The sequence below is a fragment of the Phaeobacter gallaeciensis DSM 26640 genome (assembly GCF_000511385.1).
GTDB classification, from domain to species: Bacteria; Pseudomonadota; Alphaproteobacteria; order Rhodobacterales; family Rhodobacteraceae; genus Phaeobacter; species Phaeobacter gallaeciensis.
This window is the reverse complement of sequence record NC_023137.1, coordinates 2,945,540-2,962,217: the sequence shown is the minus strand read 5'-3', so window position 1 is coordinate 2,962,217 and position 16,678 is coordinate 2,945,540. Positions and strand designations below refer to the sequence as shown.

Annotated in this window: 16 protein-coding genes; 8 read left to right on the top strand and 8 right to left on the bottom strand. The window is 62.2% G+C overall.

All coding sequences use genetic code 11. From position 1 onward, the window contains the following. Positions 1 to 21: 21 nt before the first annotated feature. On the top strand, positions 22 to 2,976 hold the full coding sequence (gene ileS, locus GAL_RS14355) for an isoleucine--tRNA ligase (protein ID WP_024098289.1): 2,955 nt from the start codon (positions 22 to 24) through the stop codon (positions 2,974 to 2,976). A 192-nt stretch (positions 2,977 to 3,168) separates the two neighbouring features. Here the strand turns inward: ileS and GAL_RS14350 are convergent, their stop codons facing one another. Continuing rightward, the gene (locus GAL_RS14350; protein ID WP_024098288.1) at positions 3,169 to 3,516 is read right to left on the bottom strand and encodes a hypothetical protein; all 348 of its coding nucleotides are present in this window, start codon (positions 3,514 to 3,516) and stop codon (positions 3,169 to 3,171) included. 245 nt (positions 3,517 to 3,761) lie between these two features. Here GAL_RS14350 and GAL_RS14345 point away from each other — a divergent pair, with 245 nt between their 5' ends. Then, on the top strand, positions 3,762 to 4,220 hold the full coding sequence (locus GAL_RS14345; protein ID WP_040104105.1) for a methylated-DNA--[protein]-cysteine S-methyltransferase: 459 nt from the start codon (positions 3,762 to 3,764) through the stop codon (positions 4,218 to 4,220). A gap of 288 nt (positions 4,221 to 4,508) precedes the next feature. Here the strand turns inward: GAL_RS14345 and GAL_RS14340 are convergent, their stop codons facing one another. From GAL_RS14340 to fsa, 5 genes are all read right to left on the bottom strand, one after another. Continuing rightward, positions 4,509 to 5,204 (bottom strand): CDP-alcohol phosphatidyltransferase family protein, encoded by a 696-nt coding sequence (locus tag GAL_RS14340; protein WP_024098286.1) that lies wholly within the window; start codon positions 5,202 to 5,204, stop codon positions 4,509 to 4,511. A gap of 158 nt (positions 5,205 to 5,362) precedes the next feature. Next, on the bottom strand, positions 5,363 to 5,704 hold the full coding sequence (locus GAL_RS14335; RefSeq protein WP_024098285.1) for a hypothetical protein: 342 nt from the start codon (positions 5,702 to 5,704) through the stop codon (positions 5,363 to 5,365). Between the two features lie 95 nt (positions 5,705 to 5,799). Beyond that, positions 5,800 to 6,735 carry a tyrosine recombinase XerC gene (locus tag GAL_RS14330; RefSeq protein ID WP_024098284.1) on the bottom strand — a complete coding sequence of 312 codons (936 nt, stop codon included), beginning with the start codon at positions 6,733 to 6,735 and terminating at the stop codon, positions 5,800 to 5,802. Further along, positions 6,732 to 7,439, bottom strand: a complete 708-nt coding sequence (locus GAL_RS14325; protein ID WP_024098283.1) for a DUF484 family protein — start codon at positions 7,437 to 7,439, stop codon at positions 6,732 to 6,734. Before GAL_RS14325 ends, GAL_RS14330 begins: the two co-directional genes overlap by 4 nt. A gap of 184 nt (positions 7,440 to 7,623) precedes the next feature. Further along, the gene (gene fsa / locus GAL_RS14320; RefSeq protein WP_024098282.1) at positions 7,624 to 8,277 is read right to left on the bottom strand and encodes a fructose-6-phosphate aldolase; all 654 of its coding nucleotides are present in this window, start codon (positions 8,275 to 8,277) and stop codon (positions 7,624 to 7,626) included. Between the two features lie 148 nt (positions 8,278 to 8,425). Here fsa and GAL_RS14315 point away from each other — a divergent pair, with 148 nt between their 5' ends. Next, entirely contained in the window at positions 8,426 to 10,621 is a 2,196-nt protein-coding gene (locus GAL_RS14315) for a primosomal protein N' (RefSeq protein ID WP_024098281.1), read from the top strand. Between the two features lie 135 nt (positions 10,622 to 10,756). Here GAL_RS14315 and GAL_RS14310 read toward each other — a convergent pair whose 3' ends face one another. After that, a complete protein-coding gene (locus GAL_RS14310) occupies positions 10,757 to 11,821 on the bottom strand; it encodes a YeeE/YedE family protein (RefSeq protein WP_024098280.1) in 1,065 nt (354 codons plus the stop codon). A gap of 131 nt (positions 11,822 to 11,952) precedes the next feature. On the opposite strand from GAL_RS14310, the gene GAL_RS14305 reads away from it, so the two are divergent. From GAL_RS14305 to GAL_RS14295, 3 genes are all read left to right on the top strand, one after another. Next, positions 11,953 to 13,188, top strand: a complete 1,236-nt coding sequence (locus GAL_RS14305; protein WP_040104104.1) for an MFS transporter — start codon at positions 11,953 to 11,955, stop codon at positions 13,186 to 13,188. Positions 13,189 to 13,323: 135 nt separating this feature from the next. Further along, positions 13,324 to 14,196: a 50S ribosomal protein L11 methyltransferase gene (locus GAL_RS14300; RefSeq protein ID WP_024098278.1), complete on the top strand. Its 873-nt coding sequence runs from the start codon at positions 13,324 to 13,326 to the stop codon at positions 14,194 to 14,196. A 105-nt stretch (positions 14,197 to 14,301) separates the two neighbouring features. Beyond that, complete coding sequence (locus GAL_RS14295) at positions 14,302 to 14,646, top strand: hypothetical protein (protein WP_024098277.1); 345 nt, start codon at positions 14,302 to 14,304, stop codon at positions 14,644 to 14,646. A gap of 204 nt (positions 14,647 to 14,850) precedes the next feature. Here the strand turns inward: GAL_RS14295 and GAL_RS14290 are convergent, their stop codons facing one another. After that, positions 14,851 to 15,069 carry a DUF1127 domain-containing protein gene (locus GAL_RS14290; protein ID WP_024098276.1) on the bottom strand — a complete coding sequence of 73 codons (219 nt, stop codon included), beginning with the start codon at positions 15,067 to 15,069 and terminating at the stop codon, positions 14,851 to 14,853. A gap of 361 nt (positions 15,070 to 15,430) precedes the next feature. Between GAL_RS14290 and ruvC the strand changes: the two genes are divergently transcribed. Together ruvC and ruvA are read left to right on the top strand one after the other, a co-directional pair. Then, positions 15,431 to 15,928 carry a crossover junction endodeoxyribonuclease RuvC gene (gene ruvC, locus GAL_RS14285; RefSeq protein ID WP_024098275.1) on the top strand — a complete coding sequence of 166 codons (498 nt, stop codon included), beginning with the start codon at positions 15,431 to 15,433 and terminating at the stop codon, positions 15,926 to 15,928. Next, the gene (gene ruvA, locus GAL_RS14280) at positions 15,925 to 16,614 is read left to right on the top strand and encodes a Holliday junction branch migration protein RuvA (protein ID WP_024098274.1); all 690 of its coding nucleotides are present in this window, start codon (positions 15,925 to 15,927) and stop codon (positions 16,612 to 16,614) included. Before ruvC ends, ruvA begins: the two co-directional genes overlap by 4 nt. Positions 16,615 to 16,678 lie beyond the last annotated feature (64 nt).

The window sequence follows — 16,678 nt, the reverse complement described above, 5'->3', positions numbered from 1 at the left end:
ATCATCCAAAGGACGCTGCACATGTGTGCCGACACGCCTCAGACGCCTGAGTACAAAGACACCCTCAATCTGCCCAAAACCGATTTCCCGATGCGCGCGGGCCTGCCCAAGCGCGAGCCGGGCTGGCTGGAGCGTTGGGCCCAGATTGGCGTCTATGACAAACTCCGCGAAAAGGCCGCCGCCGCCAGGGGCACGGACGCGGAACGCAAGCCCTTCACCCTGCACGATGGCCCTCCTTACGCCAACGGTCACCTGCACATCGGCCACGCGCTGAACAAAACGATCAAGGACATGATCGTGCGCTCGCACCAGATGATGGGTTTTGACGCGCGCTATGTGCCGGGCTGGGATTGCCACGGTCTGCCGATCGAATGGAAGATCGAAGAGCAGTACCGCAAGAAGGGCAAGAACAAGGATGAGGTGCCGGTTGTCGACTTCCGTCAGGAATGCCGCGCCTTTGCCGATGAATGGGTCGGTATCCAGCGTGAGGAATTCAAGCGTCTGGGCATCACCGGCAATTGGGATGATCCCTATCTGACCATGAACTACCACGCCGAGGCGGTGATCGCGGGGGAATTCCAGAAATTCCTGATGAACGGCACGCTCTATCAGGGCTCCAAACCCGTGATGTGGTCCCCGGTCGAGAAAACCGCCCTGGCCGAGGCCGAGATCGAGTATCACGACCATAAATCGCACACCATCTGGGTGCCGTTTAGTATTCGGATTGTGCCCGGCGAAGGTGCTGAACTCACCAATAGAGATTTGCTTGATGCCCGCGTGGTCATCTGGACCACCACCCCCTGGACCATCCCCTCGAACAAGGCCGTCGCCTATAACCCGAAAGTGGCCTATGGCCTCTACCGCGTCGACGCCACACAGGAAGAGAGCTGGACCAAACCGGGTGAGCTGTATCTCTTTGCCGATGCGCTGGCCGCAGACGCGCTGGAGAAATCCCGCGTGACCGAATTCACCAAGGTCCGCGATGTCGAGGCCTCCGAACTCGATGGCCTGACCCTGAACCATCCGTTCAAGGGCATCGAGGGCGCTGATGGCTTCTGGGACTATGACGTGCCGATGATCGATGGCGATCATGTCACCGATGACGCGGGCACTGGTTTTGTGCACACCGCCCCCAGCCATGGTGCGGATGACTACGAATGTTTCGTGGCGCGCAACTGGATTGACCGCATGACCCACAATGTGGGCGAGGAATCTGAATTCCTGCCGCATGTGCCGTTCTTTGCCGGGCTTCAGGTCTTTGACAAGAAGGGCAAGGAAGGCAATGCCAACAATGCCGTGATCGCCAAGCTGGTTGAGGCCGGTGGCATCATCGCCCGTGGCCGCGTGACCCACAGCTACCCGCATTCCTGGCGCTCGAAGGCGCCGATCGTGTTCCGCAACACGCCGCAGTGGTTTGCCAGCGTTGACCGCGAGTTGGACGACAGCATGGGGGAGATGGGCGACACCATCCGCACCCGTGCGCTGAACTCCATCGACCAGCTGGTGCACTGGACCCCGCAGACGGGCCGCAACCGACTCTATTCCATGATCGAAAGCCGCCCGGACTGGGTGCTGTCGCGCCAGCGCGCCTGGGGCGTGCCGCTCACCTGCTTCACTAAGAAGGGCGTGCTGCCGACCGATCCCGATTTCCTGTTGCGCAATGATGCGCTGAACACCCGCATCGTGGCCGCGTTCGAGGAACATGGCGCCGATATCTGGTACACGGATGGCTTCAAGGAAAAGATGCTCGATGGCATCGCGAACCCCGACGACTATGATCAGGTGTTTGACGTGCTGGACGTGTGGTTCGACAGCGGCTCCACCCACGCCTTCGTGCTGCGTGACCGGGAAGACGGGACCGAGGACGGCATTGCCGACGTCTACATGGAGGGCACCGACCAGCACCGCGGTTGGTTCCACTCCTCGCTGTTGCAGGCCTGTGGCACCAAGGGCCGCGCGCCCTATCGCAATGTGGTCACCCATGGATTCACGCTGGACGAGAAGGGCAACAAGATGTCCAAATCGCTCGGCAACACCATTGTGCCCGAGAAAATCGTCCAGCAGTATGGCGCCGATATCCTGCGTCTCTGGGTGGCGCAGACCGACTACACCGCTGACCAGCGTATCGGCCCGGAGATCCTGAAAGGCGTCGCCGATGGCTATCGCCGCCTGCGCAATACCATGCGCTATATGCTCGGCAGTCTGGCGGATTTCTCCGAAGATCAGCGGGTCGCGCCTGCGGATATGCCGGAGCTGGAACAATGGGTTCTGCACCGTCTGGCGGAACTGGATCACAAGGTCCGCACCGGCTATCAGGCCTTTGATTTTCAGGGTGTCTTCTCGGCGGTGTTCAACTTTGCCACGGTGGATCTGTCGGCCTTCTACTTCGATGTCCGCAAGGATGCGCTTTATTGCGATGGCGATACGCTGAATGCGCGTGCGGCCCGCACGGTTCTGGACATTCTGTTCCACCGGCTGACAACCTGGCTGGCGCCGATCCTGGTCTTCACCATGGAAGAGGTCTGGCTGGAGCGCTTCCCGGGTGATGACAGCTCGCTGCATCTTCAGGACATCCCCGCGACCCCTGCCGATTGGCTGAATGAGCCGCTGGCCGCAAAATGGGCCAAAGTCCGTCAGGCCCGCCGCGTGGTCACCGCCGCCCTTGAGGTGCAGCGCGTGGACAAGGTGATCGGCGCCTCTCTGGAAGCGGCCCCGGTTGTACATGTGCGGGACGCAGAGGTGCTGGAGGCGCTGAAGTCGGTGAACTTCGCCGATGTCTGCATCACCTCCGATATCGCCCTCAGCGGCGATCCTGCCCCGGCAGAAGCCTTCCGCATGCCGGAGGTCGATGGTGTCTCTGTGGTGTTTGAAAAGGCCGATGGCGACAAATGCCAGCGCTGCTGGAAGATCCTGCCGGATGTGGGCAACCACAGCCATGCAGGCGTCTGTGGGCGCTGCGATGCGGCGCTGAGCTAAGAGAGGGAGTCGTCCAGGTGGGCAGCTGATGCTGCCCCGGACAGCGGTGATCTCAGATCCCCAACGGGATCTGCGCGCCGCCCACCCCTCGATGGGGCGGGCGGCGCGCTTCTTTTGACGTCTTTGACGGGGGTATGGTGTCAAAGAACGCCGGGGGTTCTTTCGTCAGCGCTTCGTGCAATCCGGGTCGGATCAGCCGATCGCCCGCAGCGCCGCGCGATATTTGTTCTGGGCAATCACTTCGCTGGCCGGGAGTGGCCCCGCGTGGCAACCCGATTGCAGATCTTGCAGGGTCTGTTGCACCACGGTGCGCAGATGCTGGGTGCCGGCGGCCATCAGGCTTCCGCCCTCACTCGGTCCGGTTATGGCTGCCTGCTGGGACACGGCCTTGGCCGTCTTCGCCAGGGAGGCCGCTGTCTCCAGCCCGCCCGGCAGCGTTCCGGTCTGCTGGGCCTGCGCCTGTTTCGTCGCCGCCTGCCCACTCATGTGACCATTCAGCATGCGGTAGACACTGATATTTCCCTGGCTGGCGATATGCATGGCGATTGACCTTCTGAATAACTTGAGACCCAGTTTTACTAAAATTTAGTGCAATTGCATGGACACCTGAGGTTAGCCGACCCTGCCGAAGGCATAGCCTCCTATCCCAAAGGTTAGGTCCAGAAGCCGGATTGAGGTTCCGCCTTGACGCTGAGCAGGATCCCGCAGACGCTGACTACGGTGTGCAAGCATCAAGCATAAGGATCACCGGACCCGTGCAGCCCCCTGAAACCGCGACCCAGCAGATGGCAGAGGCCAGTCTCGAAACACCTGTCGGCACGCTTTGCGTGGGGGAGCAGGATGGCGCAATTGTTCGCCTAAGCTGGCAGGCCGCGTCGGCCGCCGCATCGGGATCGGCGCTGACGGCTGAGGCGCTAGACCAGCTGCGCGCCTATTTTGCCCATGAGCTGACCGCATTCGATCTGCCGCTGGCAGTCGCAGGCAGCGATTTTCAGCGCGCGGTCTGCGCCGCCATGTCGGAAATCCCGCTGGGCGAAACCCGCACCTATGGCGATATCGCAAAGGATCTGGGCGCAGCCGCCCAACCCGTCGGCAATGCCTGCGGCGCCAATCCTATTCCGGTAATCATCCCGTGCCACCGGGTGCTTGGCGCCTCAGGTCTCGGGGGATTTTCCGGCGCCGGCGGGGTTGAGACCAAGGTCGCTCTTTTGCGTCACGAAGGGGCAGCGGGACTGCTGATTTGATCCGCGTCTTTCAAAGGGTATCCCGCCAGGGGAGGTGAATCACGGATTCCGCCGTGTGAGATCTGTCGATCCGACCGCGCGGGTGGCTGTCCTCACCCGATCAAGCTGCTGATCCGTCGCAGGCTGTTACAGCGCTGCCTCAGTCTGCCCGCCTAAGCAGGCGCGCCATTGGAAATGGTCAACTTTGGTTGCGACATATCGCGCCATACGCGACAGGCCCGCAGCCCGGTGCCGGGTCTCACGGAACGGAGACCCGCAGTCTGGCGATATTGGCCTGAAAGGGCCCGCTCAGCCCTTGTTCTCGGGAATGATCTGCTGCGCGATGCCGACGAAGATCAGATAGATAGAGGTCAGCACCAGCCCCCAATGCGCCCAGCTTGCCGGGTGGAAATCGACCCATGCCGCCCAGCCTGCGAAAAATGTCCAGGCCAGTGCCATCGGCAGCGACACCTTGCGCCAGCGTTCGGTACGCACCGGGTGAATGAACTTCAGCGGCAGAAACATCGCAATCGCCAGCAGGGTGACCAGTGCCAGACTGGTCCAATGGCTCGGTTCCAGCGCAAAGATCACCAGAACCAGCATATTCCAGCATCCGGGAAACCCGGAGAAGGAGTTATCCTTCGTTTTCATCCGCGTGTCGGCAAAATACAAGGCACTGGCAAAGGTGATCACAATCAGTGCCACCCAACCGGTCCACCCCGCCATCAACCCGGATTTGAACAGCGCAAAGGCCGGGATAAACACATAGGTGAGGTAATCAATGATCAGATCCAGCAGCACGCCGTCAAACTCCGGCGCGTAGCGCTTCACCTCATAGTGCCGTGCCAGCGGCCCATCGACCCCATCCACGGCAAAGGCCACAACAAGCCAGACAAACATCAGGCTCCACTTGGCATCAGCCGCAGCCAACATGGCAAGGATTGCAAAAACCGCGCCGGTGGCGGTCAGCAGGTGAACGGAGAGGGCACGATACTGAGGTGTCATACGCCCCTGATGGCGAATTTCCCGCACCCTCGCAAGTGGTCAATGGAAAAACGTCTCGCCTATGCGCAGAAATTCGGGTCTTTGATGCGGTGCCACCCTTTGCGGACCGCCAGACCTCAATCGTTGATGACCAGAGTCCGCCACCTCAGTTTACTGACTTATTGATCCGCATGACCCTCCATCAGCGCCTTGCGAAACAGCGTTTCGGTCAGGGCGCGGCTGTCGACCAGCTGGGGGCCATCGCCGGTATCAGATGATCCTGGGTCGGCGACAAATTCACCGCGCGCGGCTTTGCCTGCGCGATAGGCCGCCCATTCCTGATCGGAAATCTCACGGTCGCCATCGCTGTCCAGGTCCGCCAGAAGCTGCTCATAGAACTGGCTGAAATCCACATCGCCGATATCGGATGTGCTGGCATTGGCGGTACTACGATTGGCGGGATTATACGGCGCGCCAAGCGGCGCGGTGTCGGTGGTATGGCTTTGGGCAACGATACTCATCATGGGTTCCTTCTGGATTTGACGCCCGCAATCTGTCGCAGGCCCCTTACTACCGGGTTAAATCCAGCCCTTTGATGGCGTGTTTTACGCAGGCCTTACGCTTTTGGATGGGCGCGGTTGTAGACATCCATCAGATGCGCCGTATCGACCGCCGTATAGGCCTGCGTTGTCGACAGCGAGGCATGGCCCAGAAGCTCCTGAATGGCGCGCAGATCGCCGCCTGCTTCCAGAAGATGGGTGGCAAAGCTGTGTCGCAGCGCATGGGGCGTGGCGCTGGCAGGCAGGCCCAGCTGCGCGCGCGCCTGCGCCATGGCGCTGCGAATAAGCCGCGCATTCAGCGCCCCGCCACGGACACCTCGAAACAATGGTGCCTCCCGCTCTTGGGGATGCGGGCAGAGCCGCAGATATCGCTCGACTGCCTCACGCGCGGCAGGCAGCACCGGCACGATCCGTTCCTTGCCGCCCTTGCCGGTGATCCGCAGCACCGCTGGCAGTGGCGCGTCTGCCCCGGACAGCCCCAGCGCTTCGGAGATCCGCAGCCCACAGCCATAGAGTAGCGTCACCACCGCCACATCACGCGCCGCCACCCAATCGGTGGTGGACTGAAACTCCACGGTTTCAATCACGGCGCGCGCAGCATCCTGGGCCAGCGGGCGGGGGAGTTTTTTCTGAAACTTGGGGCTGCGCGCCGACAAGACGGCGGTGGGTTCAAACCCCTGCCGCTCAGCCAGCCAGGTGTAGAAGCTTTTGACCGCCGACAGCTTGCGGGCGAGCGAGCGCGCCCCGGTGCCGCTGGCGCGGGTCGCTGCCATCCAGGCGCGCATATCACCGGTGGAAATCTCCGCAAGCGCCCCCATCCCCTGCGGGCCGCCAAAATGTTGGGTCATGAAGGCGAGAAACTCCACCACATCGCCGCGATAGGCGGTGACGGTGTTCTCGGCGGCCCCCTGAAGCGCGGCCAGCCCGGCCAGCCACTGCTCCAGCGCGTCCCGGCAAGCCGGGGAGATCAATAGAGGTGACGGGGACGTCACGACAGCCAGTGGCGCATCGACCGTTCAAAGACGCCGGCAAAAAACGCCAGCAGGTCGGTGCCATGCTGCGGCGTGAACTGATGCGGATCCTCGGCCCCCAGAACCAGCAGACCGGGCAGGCGGCCTTCGCCCAGTTCCAGTTTCAGACAGGCTTCGGAGCGGATGAAATCAGCCTTGGCCCCATGGGTGCGGGCATTGCCACATTGCATCTGGCGCAGGGTGACCTGACGGTCCGGGCCATTGCGCTGTGGATTGATGTATTGCTCCACGAATCCCGGTTCGACCACTTTCAGCACCTGATCCATGCGCTGCACGGCGGCGTCCTGTTCGGGATGTGCGGTTTCCAGCACCAGCGTGACCGCATCCACCCGCAGGATCTCCGCCAGCTCCCCGCCGAGATTGCCAAGATAGCTCTCAAAATCCATCGGGTCCAGCAGCCGCAACACAGCACGGTGGATCTGGTTGGTTCCGGCAAGGTTCTCATAAGCCGCCGCAATCACTGAGCGATGCGTGTCCTCCAGCCGGTCCAGCCGGGCCTCCATACGCTCCATTGCGATGCCGCGCAGGTCCACGATATTGGACCCCATCGCGCGTTCATTGGCGCTGACCAACGCGTTCATCACGCTCTGATCTTCCAACAGGGCGTCGGGTTTGGCCAGGATCGCCTGGCGCAGAGTGTCTTCCAGTTCTGCCGTCGTGCTCATGTTCTGCTCTTTTTGACCTCTGATGGGTTTTCCCGGTGTTATAACACGGGTTTTGCGCAAGCGTGGTAAAAAATTCCCCGCTACCGCCGCACCGCCGCCGGTACCCGGGGGAGGGGCGTCCGCCAATGAAAAAGGGGCCGCCCACCGGGCCGCCCCTCCTGAAACCTGTTCGGTGCCTTGCGGCTTACAGGATCTTGATATTCGCCGCTTTGATGTCGGCGAGGAAGGCATCCAGACCCTTGTCGGTCAGCGGGTGGTTGATCATGCCTTTGATCACGGCGGGCGGCGCGGTGATCACGTCGGCACCGATGCGCGCGCTTTCCAGCACGTGGTTGGCGCTGCGGATGGAGGCGGCGAGGATCTCGGTCCCGAAGCCGTAGTTGTCATAGACGGTGCGGATATCTTCGATCAGATCCATACCATCCAGGTTGATATCGTCCAGACGACCGATGAACGGCGAGATGAATGTCGCGCCCGCCTTGGCCGCCAGCAGCGCCTGATTGGCAGAGAAGCACAGGGTTACATTCACCATATGACCATCGTCGGTCAGGGTCTTGCAGGCCTTCAGACCGTCCCAGGTCAGCGGCACTTTGACGGCGATGTTTTCGGCGATCTCGACCAGCTTGCGGCCTTCGGCAATCATGGTGTCGGCGTCGGTTGCGGTCACCTCGGCGGAAACCGGACCATCCACCAGATCACAGATCTCTTTGGTGACTTCGATGATGTCGCGGCCGGACTTCTTGATCAGCGACGGGTTGGTGGTTACGCCATCCACCATGCCCAATGCGTTCAGCTCGGCAATGGCGTCGATTTCAGCGGTGTCTACGAAGAATTTCATCGGCTAGGGTCCTCTGGATGGGTTGGCCTTGTTTGCGCTAGCCTTTACCTGATGGCGGAGGCTTTAAAAACCCCCCGTGCGCCCGGCGTAGATTGCCGGGCATCGCTTTGGGGGTCATCATCCCCACCGGGCAGAAGAGGCGAACGGCGTGCAGGAGCAGGCATTTTTCAACGAGGGCGAGCGGGTTGGCGTGCTGACAACACAGCCGCTGGACCGCGTTCTTGACTACCGCGCACCCGAAGGCGGCTGCCATCTGGGCGCCTATGTCGAGGTGCCGCTGGGCCCGCGCCGCGTTCTTGGGGTGATCTGGGGGCCGGGGGCCGGGGATTTCGATTCGGCCAAACTGCGCCCGGTGAACCGGGTGCTGGATGTGGCCCCGATGCGCGACGAGATGCGCCAGTTCCTGAGCAAATCTGCCGACTACACACTGACCCCTATGCCGGCGATGCTGCGTCTGGCCACCCGCGCGCCGGGCCTTTCTGACCCTGTGTCCATGCGCAAGGTGCTGCGCCCCACGGGTGAGATGCCGGACCGTATGACAGAGGCCCGCGATAGGGTGCTCGCGGCGGCGGATGAATACGGCGGGCTGGCGTTCACGGCGAAAGAACTCGCGGATCTGGCCGGGGTCACAACCTCGGTGATCAAAGGGCTGGTGAAACAGGGCGCCCTGCGCGAAGAGGACGCGCCCCGCGATCTGCCCTATCCCAATCTGGACCCGGATCTGCCCGGCAAGACCCTGACCGAAGATCAGGCCGCCGCCGCCGCCACCCTGGGCGAGGGCGTTGCCAGTGGCCGCTATGGCACCACACTGCTGAAGGGCGTCACGGGTTCGGGCAAGACGGAGGTCTATCTGGAAGCGGTCGCCGCCACCCTGCGCGCAGGCCGTCAGGCGCTGGTGCTGTTGCCGGAAATCGCGCTGACGGCAGAATTTCTGAAACGGGTTGAGCAGCGCTTTGGCGCGACGCCCGCGGAATGGCACTCCGGCGCGACGATGACCGAACGCCGCCGGGTCTGGCGGATGGTGGGGCAGGGCAAGGCGCAGCTGGTAATCGGCGCGCGCTCGGCCCTGTTTTTGCCCTATCAGAATCTCGGCCTCATCATCGTGGATGAGGAACACGACACCTCCTACAAGCAGGACGAAGGTGTCTGTTACAATGCCCGCGACATGGCGGTGCTGCGCGCGGCGATGTGTTCGGCGCAGGTGGTGCTGGCCTCCGCCACGCCCAGCTTGGAAACCTGGGCCAATGCCGAGGCGGGTAAATACAAACGGCTTGATCTCGCGGCGCGCTTTGGCTCAGCCGTCCTGCCGGAGATGCGCGCGATTGATATGCGGGCTGAAAAACTTCCCGCGTCGACCTGGATCTCGCCAACACTGAAGCAGGCGATGACCGCGCGTATCGAACGGGGTGAACAGTCGCTGCTATTCCTCAATCGTCGGGGCTTTGCGCCGGTCACCATTTGCCGCGCCTGCGGTGGTCATGTGACCTGCGACCATTGTGATTCCCGCATGGTCGAGCACCGCTTCATGAAGCGGTTGATGTGCCACCAATGTGGCGAGACCAAACCCGTACCAGACGCCTGCCCGACCTGTCAGGTCGAGGGCAAGATGGCCCCCGTCGGCCCCGGTATCGAACGGCTGGGCGAAGAAACCGCGGCCCTCTTCCCGGAGGCCCGGATTGCGGTGCTGTCGTCTGACCTCTTTGGGTCTGCCCGCGCACTCAAGCAGCGGATCGAGGAGATCGCCGCCGGGGAGGCGGACATCATCCTTGGCACCCAGCTGGTGGCCAAGGGGCATAACTTCCCGCTGCTCACATTGGTCGGGGTGATCGATGCGGATCTGGGCCTGCAAGGCTCTGACCTGCGCGCGGCGGAACGCACCTTTCAGCTGATGCGTCAGGTTGCAGGTCGGGCCGGACGGGCCGACAAACCGGGCGAAGCCCTGATGCAGACCTTCCAACCCGAACACCCTGTTATCCGCGCAATTCTCTCGGGGGATGAGGAAGCCTTCTGGCGCGCAGAAGCCGCCGAACGACAGGCCGCAGGCGTGCCGCCTTATGGGCGCATGGCAGGGATCGTGCTGTCCGGCCCGGATCTGTCCGCCGTTATGGATCTGGGGATGGCACTGGCGCGCAACGACATGCCGCTGCGCCAGATCGGCGCGCAGGTCTTTGGCCCGGCCCCGGCGCCAATTGCCCGCATTCGTGGTCGCCACCGGGTCCGCCTGCTGATCAAGGCCAGTAAGGGCACGCCGCTCCAAGACGCGATCTCGCGCTGGATCCGGCCCATACGGCTGAAGAACGATCTGCGTCTGTCGGTCGATATTGACCCGCAGAGTTTCTTCTGACTGGACGATAAAGAGGGGGCTCTGCCCCCGGCCTTGCGACCTCCCCCGGGATATTTCCCGCCAGAAGAGGGGCAGACCTCAGGTATCTTCTGGCTCCAAATATCCCGGAGCGCGAGGCAGCGCCTCGCATCCTGCCTACGCGGGTGCCGCCACACTGCGCTGGTCCACCAACAGATCCGTTAGGACCGCTCCGACCCACATGGAAAATAGCGCCAGCCAGGCGGTGCCGGCAAAGATCGACCCGCCGGTGACACCGGCGCCAATCGCGCAGCCCCCGGCCAGCATACCGCCAAAGCCCATCAGCGCCGCGCCGATCATGGCCTTGCGCATGGTGACCGCCCCGTCAAAGGCTTGGATCCGCATCTCGCCTGCGAGTGCGGCCGCGAGCATCGCGCCCCCAAACACTCCGGCCACCAGCCCGATATCAAATTCCAGCACCGAGGCTCGGTCGAGAAAGAACATCAGCATCCGTGCCGAAGGACCAGTAAAGGTCACGCTTTCGATCTGCACCGGATCGAACGCCACCTGCGCCAGCGCCGAGGTCAGCGCCCAGCCAAGCGCCACGGCAAAGCCGACACCAGAGGCAAAGATCAGCCGCGCCGCGCCGATGCGGTTTTGCAACGCGACCCCAAGGGCGAGAGCCGCCATGCCCAGTCCCAACGCCAACCCGGACCAATCCGGCAGGCCAAAGGCCGCCAGCAGATCCATATTGCGCCCGCCCGAGGTGATCCAGAGACCGGCCAGATAGTCCCGCACCGGCGCCAGATATCCCGCGAGGCTCATCTGTGCGACCACCGCAAAGATCAAACCAGAGACCACGCTGCGCAGATTGCCGGTCGCCGCCAGCACCAACAGGCGCCCGGAACAGCCCCGCGCCAGCACCATGCCAATGCCAAAGATCAACCCGCCGATGATGGCCCCGGACCAACTGCCTGGCACCGCCATCATCCGTGCCTCATCCGTATCGATCCATCCCAGCAGCCGCCCGGCCTGCACCCAGACCAGCGCGGTGGAGAAGGTCAAGAGCCAGACCGCCACCCGGTCCCCCAGTCGACCACGGGCAAATTCCACCGTGGCCGCCCGCAGGCAGAACCGCGAGCGCTGCGCCGCGACACCAAAAATTCCGCCGGTCAACAGGCCCAGCAGCGCCGCTGTCACCGGCTCGCCTGCCCAGTCCAAGATCTCAACCAGCTCCGGCATTACATCAGCCCCTCGGTATCATTCGAAAATATGAATATGAGGTCAGGTCAACCCGTGCATTGATGCAGATCAGATGTGCGGCGCGCTTTTTCCCCTCGCGTGATTGGGCGGATGGGCGTAGATGCTGGGGCATGTTCAAACCTGTCCCCACCGAAGCTGCCGCTTCCATGCCGCTCTGGCGGCGCCCTACGACGCTGTTGTTCGTGATGGCGCTGACGATGCCCATCGCTTTCAATACGTGGAGCGCGCTGCTCAACAACTTTGTCATTGAGGCCGCAAATTTCGACGGCGCTGACATTGGCCTGCTGCATACGGTGCGGGAGATTCCGGGATTTCTGGCCATTGGCGTCATCGCGGTGATCCTGTTTGTGCGCGAACAGGTGCTGGGGCTGGTCTCCTTGATGATGCTGGGCGTGGCGACGGCGGTCACCGCCTGGTTCCCCAGTCTTGGCGGGCTGCTCACGATCACGCTGCTCAGCTCCATCGGGTTTCATTACTATGAAACGGTGAACCAATCACTGCAGCTGCAATGGCTGCCAAAGACCCGCGCGCCGCAGATCCTGGGCTGGCTGGTGGCGGCGGGGTCGGCGGCAACGCTGGTGGTCTACAGCCTGATCGCGCTGCTGTGGGAACCATTGGGCCTCACCTATAATACCGTCTTCCTGCTGGCAGGGGGAACCACCACGGTTCTAGCGCTCTTCTGCCTGCTGGCCTATCCGCAGTTTGATGCCCCGCATCCGCAGACCAAACGCCTGATCCTGAGGCGCCGCTACTGGCTCTATTATGCGTTGCAGTTCATGGCGGGCGCGCGGCGGCAGATCTTCGTCGTCTTTGCCGGTTTCATGATGGTGGAGAAATTCGGCTTTGCGGTGCATGAGCTGACCGGCCTCTATCTGATCAACCTGGTGATCAATATGATCGCGGCACCACTGCTGGGCCGCGCGGTGGCTCGTTTTGGTGAGCGCCGCACGCTGATCTTTGAATACACCGGACTGGCGCTGGTTTTTGCCGCTTATGGCGGGCTCTACTGGTTCAGCTGGGGCGTGGTACTGGCCGGGGTGCTTTATGTGGTGGACCATATCCTGTTTGGGCTGGCCCTGGCGCTGAAGACCTATTTTCAGAAAATCGCTGACCCGTCTGATATCGCGCCGACAGCTGCCGTGGCCTTTACCATCAACCATATCGCGGCGGTGGTGCTGCCGGTCACACTGGGCCTGCTGTGGGTGGTTTCCCCGGCTGCGGTCTTCGCTTTGGCGGCCTGTATGGCGCTGATCTCGCTCACCCTGTCGCTGCTGATCCCGCGCCACCCGGAGCCGGGCAATGAGACGATCTTTGTGAAATGGCGCGGCGCTGCCCCGGCGGAGTAAGCCGACGTGCGCCAGATCTGACCCCGCATCGTCGCGGGCACTCACCCGGTTGGCCCCGGCAAACCTGCGCCGCCAGCTCTTGACCTGCGCCGCCGACGGGCCTAGGCGCTGTGCAACCTTTGCCCGGAGACCGCCATGCCCACCTTCACCGCCCTCACGACCCTCACCGGAAAAGCCCCCGCCGAAGCGCTCGGCGAGGCGATGGAGCGCCTGACGCCCGAGCCCACCGGCCTTGGCGTCTTTGAGGTTGAGGATGGCTCCGGCCTTTGGGAGGTTGGCGGCTACTTCACCGAGACCCCGGATGAGGCCGGTCTGGCGTTGCTGGCGACCATGTTCGACGCCCAGCCCTTTGTGATCTCGGAGCTGCCGGAGACCGACTGGGTGGCCCATGTGCGCCGCGAACTGGCTCCGGTCGAGGCGGGCCGGTTCTTCGTCTACGGCAGCCATGATGCCGACAAGGTGCCGGGGGATCGCATTCCTCTTCTGATTGAGGCGGCCATGGCCTTTGGCACCGGCCATCACGGCACTACATTGGGCTGTCTGAAGGCGCTGGACAAGCTGATCGAGGATGGTTTTGTCGGTGACAAAGTGGCCGATATCGGCTGTGGTACCGCGGTGCTGGCGATGGCGGCCGCGCGCGTCTGGGACGGGCAGATCCTGGCCAGCGATATTGATCAGGTCGCTGTGGATGTGGCTGAGGCCAATCTGAAGGCCAACGATATGGAAGGCCGTGTTCACTGCCTTGAGGCGGCGGGCTTTGACGCTCCGGCCCTGGTTGAGGCAGCGCCCTTTGATCTGATCTTCGCCAATATCCTGAAAGGCCCTCTGGTTGCATTGGCACCGGATGTGGCGGCGCATCTGCGCAGCGATGGCTATGCGATTCTCTCCGGTCTTCTCAATGAACAGGCGGATGAGGTGCAGGGCGTTTATGCACAAAATGGCATCAATCTGGTGCAACGCAGTGAGATTGGTGACTGGACGACGCTGCTTTTGCAGAAAACAGGCTGATTCATTCAAGTTTGTTGAGCATTTTAACGACCCGCCCCAAAATGGTCCCATTCCCTACCTAAGCATTAAGATGTGGATGGTGGGAGCCATTGCAGGGTTTTGGTTATGGGTGAACAGAGTAACAATTTCTACGCTCGGCTTGACCGACTGGAGCGCAAACACGGGGCCATGGCGCGCGGCTACACCACTAAGGTGCGCGCGGATGGGTTGATCGTTGTTGCACCGCGACGGGTACAGTCGCGGATTTCCGGCCGGTCAGTGATTTTGTTCGTCGCGGCGTTTCTGCTGTTCAAGGGGTTCTTGATGGCAGCGCTGGGGTTCGGCAGCTACGACCACCGTGTCGATCAGCTGCGGGCTGGAACGGGGCTGGAGAAGGCCGGTGCATTTGTCATGCAGCGTGATCCTGTCTCCCAGTACCTGGCGGAGAAAATCGGGCCTGTGCTGCGGTAGAGGGGCAGGCTGGCGGATCAAGTGTCGGGCGCTGGGGGGCATCCGACATAACACGGTCGCGCAGTCATGTCCGACGCAGCAGGGTGTCGCCTAGGCGCAGATCTGCAAACCATACCTATAGAAAACGCCGCGCTCCGTCAGGAGGCGGCGTTTTTCATATTCCGGATGATCGACCGCCCGGCAGCGCCGGAGCGGGATCAGACCTCAGAAGACCGGCTTGCCCTCGGCAATGCGATCAATGTCTGCGCGGCACAGACCAATGTCTGCCAGTTCGCGGTCGTTCAGCTGACCCAGCGTCTGGCGCGTGGTACGAGCGTCGTTCCAATCGACGAACGCTGCCAGAAGGCTGGCGGTCTTGGCGCTCAAGCGGCCAAACAGGCTGCTGGTGCCATAGGTGGTGCGGGTGGTGTCAAAAGCAGCCATGTCCTCGTCCTTTCGGAGGTTAAATGAAACTCTTCGCCATGGGGCGATGGACGGCACTTAGTGAGGAGAAAAGCCGCTGACAATCGCTGAAATTGCATGTGTCATATGCGAAAAATGCATGGCTGTTTGTCCATATAAATAAGGGAAGTAGGTGCATCTTTAGCTGTTCGAAAAGAATGTCGGTTTCACCTCGGAAGAGGGTCGTTTTCAGAACAGGTTTTGTAGGTTTTTGCGCCACAGGTGCCGCGCGGCATCCCCGCAGGGCACAGAATGCGGACCAGCAAAGCAATTGGACATGTTCGCCTTTTGTGCTATTCCTGAGAAAAATCATACCTCCACACAAGGCAGGGATAGGGCAGACATGCGAATATTGGGCATCGATCCGGGGTTGCGGAACCTCGGTTGGGGGGTGATCGAATCACGTGGCACCCGCCTCAGCCATGTCGCAAATGGCGTCTGCACCTCCGATGGCGATGATTTGGGCGAACGGCTGCTATCGCTCCACAATCAGGTGATTGAGGTGATCGAGGCCTACGCGCCGGATCAGGCCGCCATTGAACAGACTTTCGTGAACAAGGATGGTGCGGGCACGCTGAAACTGGGTCAGGCGCGGGGTGTTGCGTTGATGACGCTGGCGCAGGCCGGTCTGCCAGTGGGCGAATACGCTCCGAACCGAGTGAAGAAAACTGTGGTCGGCGTAGGTCATGCCGCCAAGGAACAGATCCTGCACATGGTGAAACTTCAGCTGCCCGGATGCCTTCCCAAAAACGCCGATGCGGCAGATGCTCTGGCCATTGCCATCTGTCATGCGTTTTATGGGGGCACGCAGGCCCGCCAGCTGAAGGAGAAGCGCGCGTGATCGGAAAACTGACCGGACGACTGGAATATCGCAGCACTGACCATGTGCTGATCGACGTGCGCGGCGTCGGCTACATCGTCTACTGCTCCGAGCGCACGATGGCAGCGCTGCCGGGGGTGGGCGAGGCGGTGGCGCTTTATACCGATATGGTGGTGCGCGAGGATCTGATGCAGCTCTACGGCTTCCCCTCGCTGGTGGAAAAGGAATGGCACCGCCTCCTGACCTCGGTGCAGGGGGTCGGGGCGAAGGTCTCGCTGGCCATTCTTGGCGCGCTTGGCCCTGATGGCGTCAGCCGCGCCATTGCTCTGGGCGACTGGGCGGCGGTGAAGGCGGCCAAGGGCGTTGGTCCCAAGACCGCGCAGCGCATCGTGCTGGACCTGAAGGACAAGGCGCCGGGCGTGATGGCCATGGGCGGCACCATCGCCGACGCCATGGACGGCCCCGGTCTGGATGTCGTTGAATCCGCCGCGCCGGTGGAGACCAGTAAAAAGCCTCGCAAAGCACCACCAAAGCAACCCTCCGGTGCGGCTGCCGCCTCAGCAGGGGCGCTCTCAGCACTTGGCAATCTGGGTTATGGTCCGTCGGATGCTGCCGCTGCTGTGGCCGAAGCCGCTGCAACCTATCCCGACGCCGACGAGGCAGAGCTGATCCGCGCCGCCTTGCGTCTTCTGGCGCCGAAAGGGTGATGATGACACGGAAAGAGCAGCGCCTGAGCCTGGGTGGGTGCGAAGCGCCCTCCCGTGGGGAGGG

Bases quoted from the DNA above. Each gene is read 5' to 3' on its own strand.
- GAL_RS14290 (WP_024098276.1), bottom strand. From the start codon at position 15,069: ATGGCTGCTTTTGACACCACCCGCACCACCTATGGCACCAGCAGCCTG.
- GAL_RS14345 (WP_040104105.1), top strand. From the start codon at position 3,762: ATGGCAGAGGCCAGTCTCGAAACACCTGTCGGCACGCTTTGCGTGGGG.
- fsa (WP_024098282.1), bottom strand. From the start codon at position 8,277: ATGAAATTCTTCGTAGACACCGCTGAAATCGACGCCATTGCCGAGCTG.
- GAL_RS14300 (WP_024098278.1), top strand. From the start codon at position 13,324: ATGCCCACCTTCACCGCCCTCACGACCCTCACCGGAAAAGCCCCCGCC.
- GAL_RS14295 (WP_024098277.1), top strand. From the start codon at position 14,302: ATGGGTGAACAGAGTAACAATTTCTACGCTCGGCTTGACCGACTGGAG.
- GAL_RS14350 (WP_024098288.1), bottom strand. From the start codon at position 3,516: ATGCATATCGCCAGCCAGGGAAATATCAGTGTCTACCGCATGCTGAAT.
- GAL_RS14310 (WP_024098280.1), bottom strand. From the start codon at position 11,821: ATGCCGGAGCTGGTTGAGATCTTGGACTGGGCAGGCGAGCCGGTGACA.
- ruvC (WP_024098275.1), top strand. From the start codon at position 15,431: ATGCGAATATTGGGCATCGATCCGGGGTTGCGGAACCTCGGTTGGGGG.
- GAL_RS14340 (WP_024098286.1), bottom strand. From the start codon at position 5,204: ATGACACCTCAGTATCGTGCCCTCTCCGTTCACCTGCTGACCGCCACC.
- GAL_RS14325 (WP_024098283.1), bottom strand. From the start codon at position 7,439: ATGAGCACGACGGCAGAACTGGAAGACACTCTGCGCCAGGCGATCCTG.
- GAL_RS14335 (WP_024098285.1), bottom strand. From the start codon at position 5,704: ATGAGTATCGTTGCCCAAAGCCATACCACCGACACCGCGCCGCTTGGC.
- GAL_RS14305 (WP_040104104.1), top strand. From the start codon at position 11,953: ATGTTCAAACCTGTCCCCACCGAAGCTGCCGCTTCCATGCCGCTCTGG.
- ileS (WP_024098289.1), top strand. From the start codon at position 22: ATGTGTGCCGACACGCCTCAGACGCCTGAGTACAAAGACACCCTCAAT.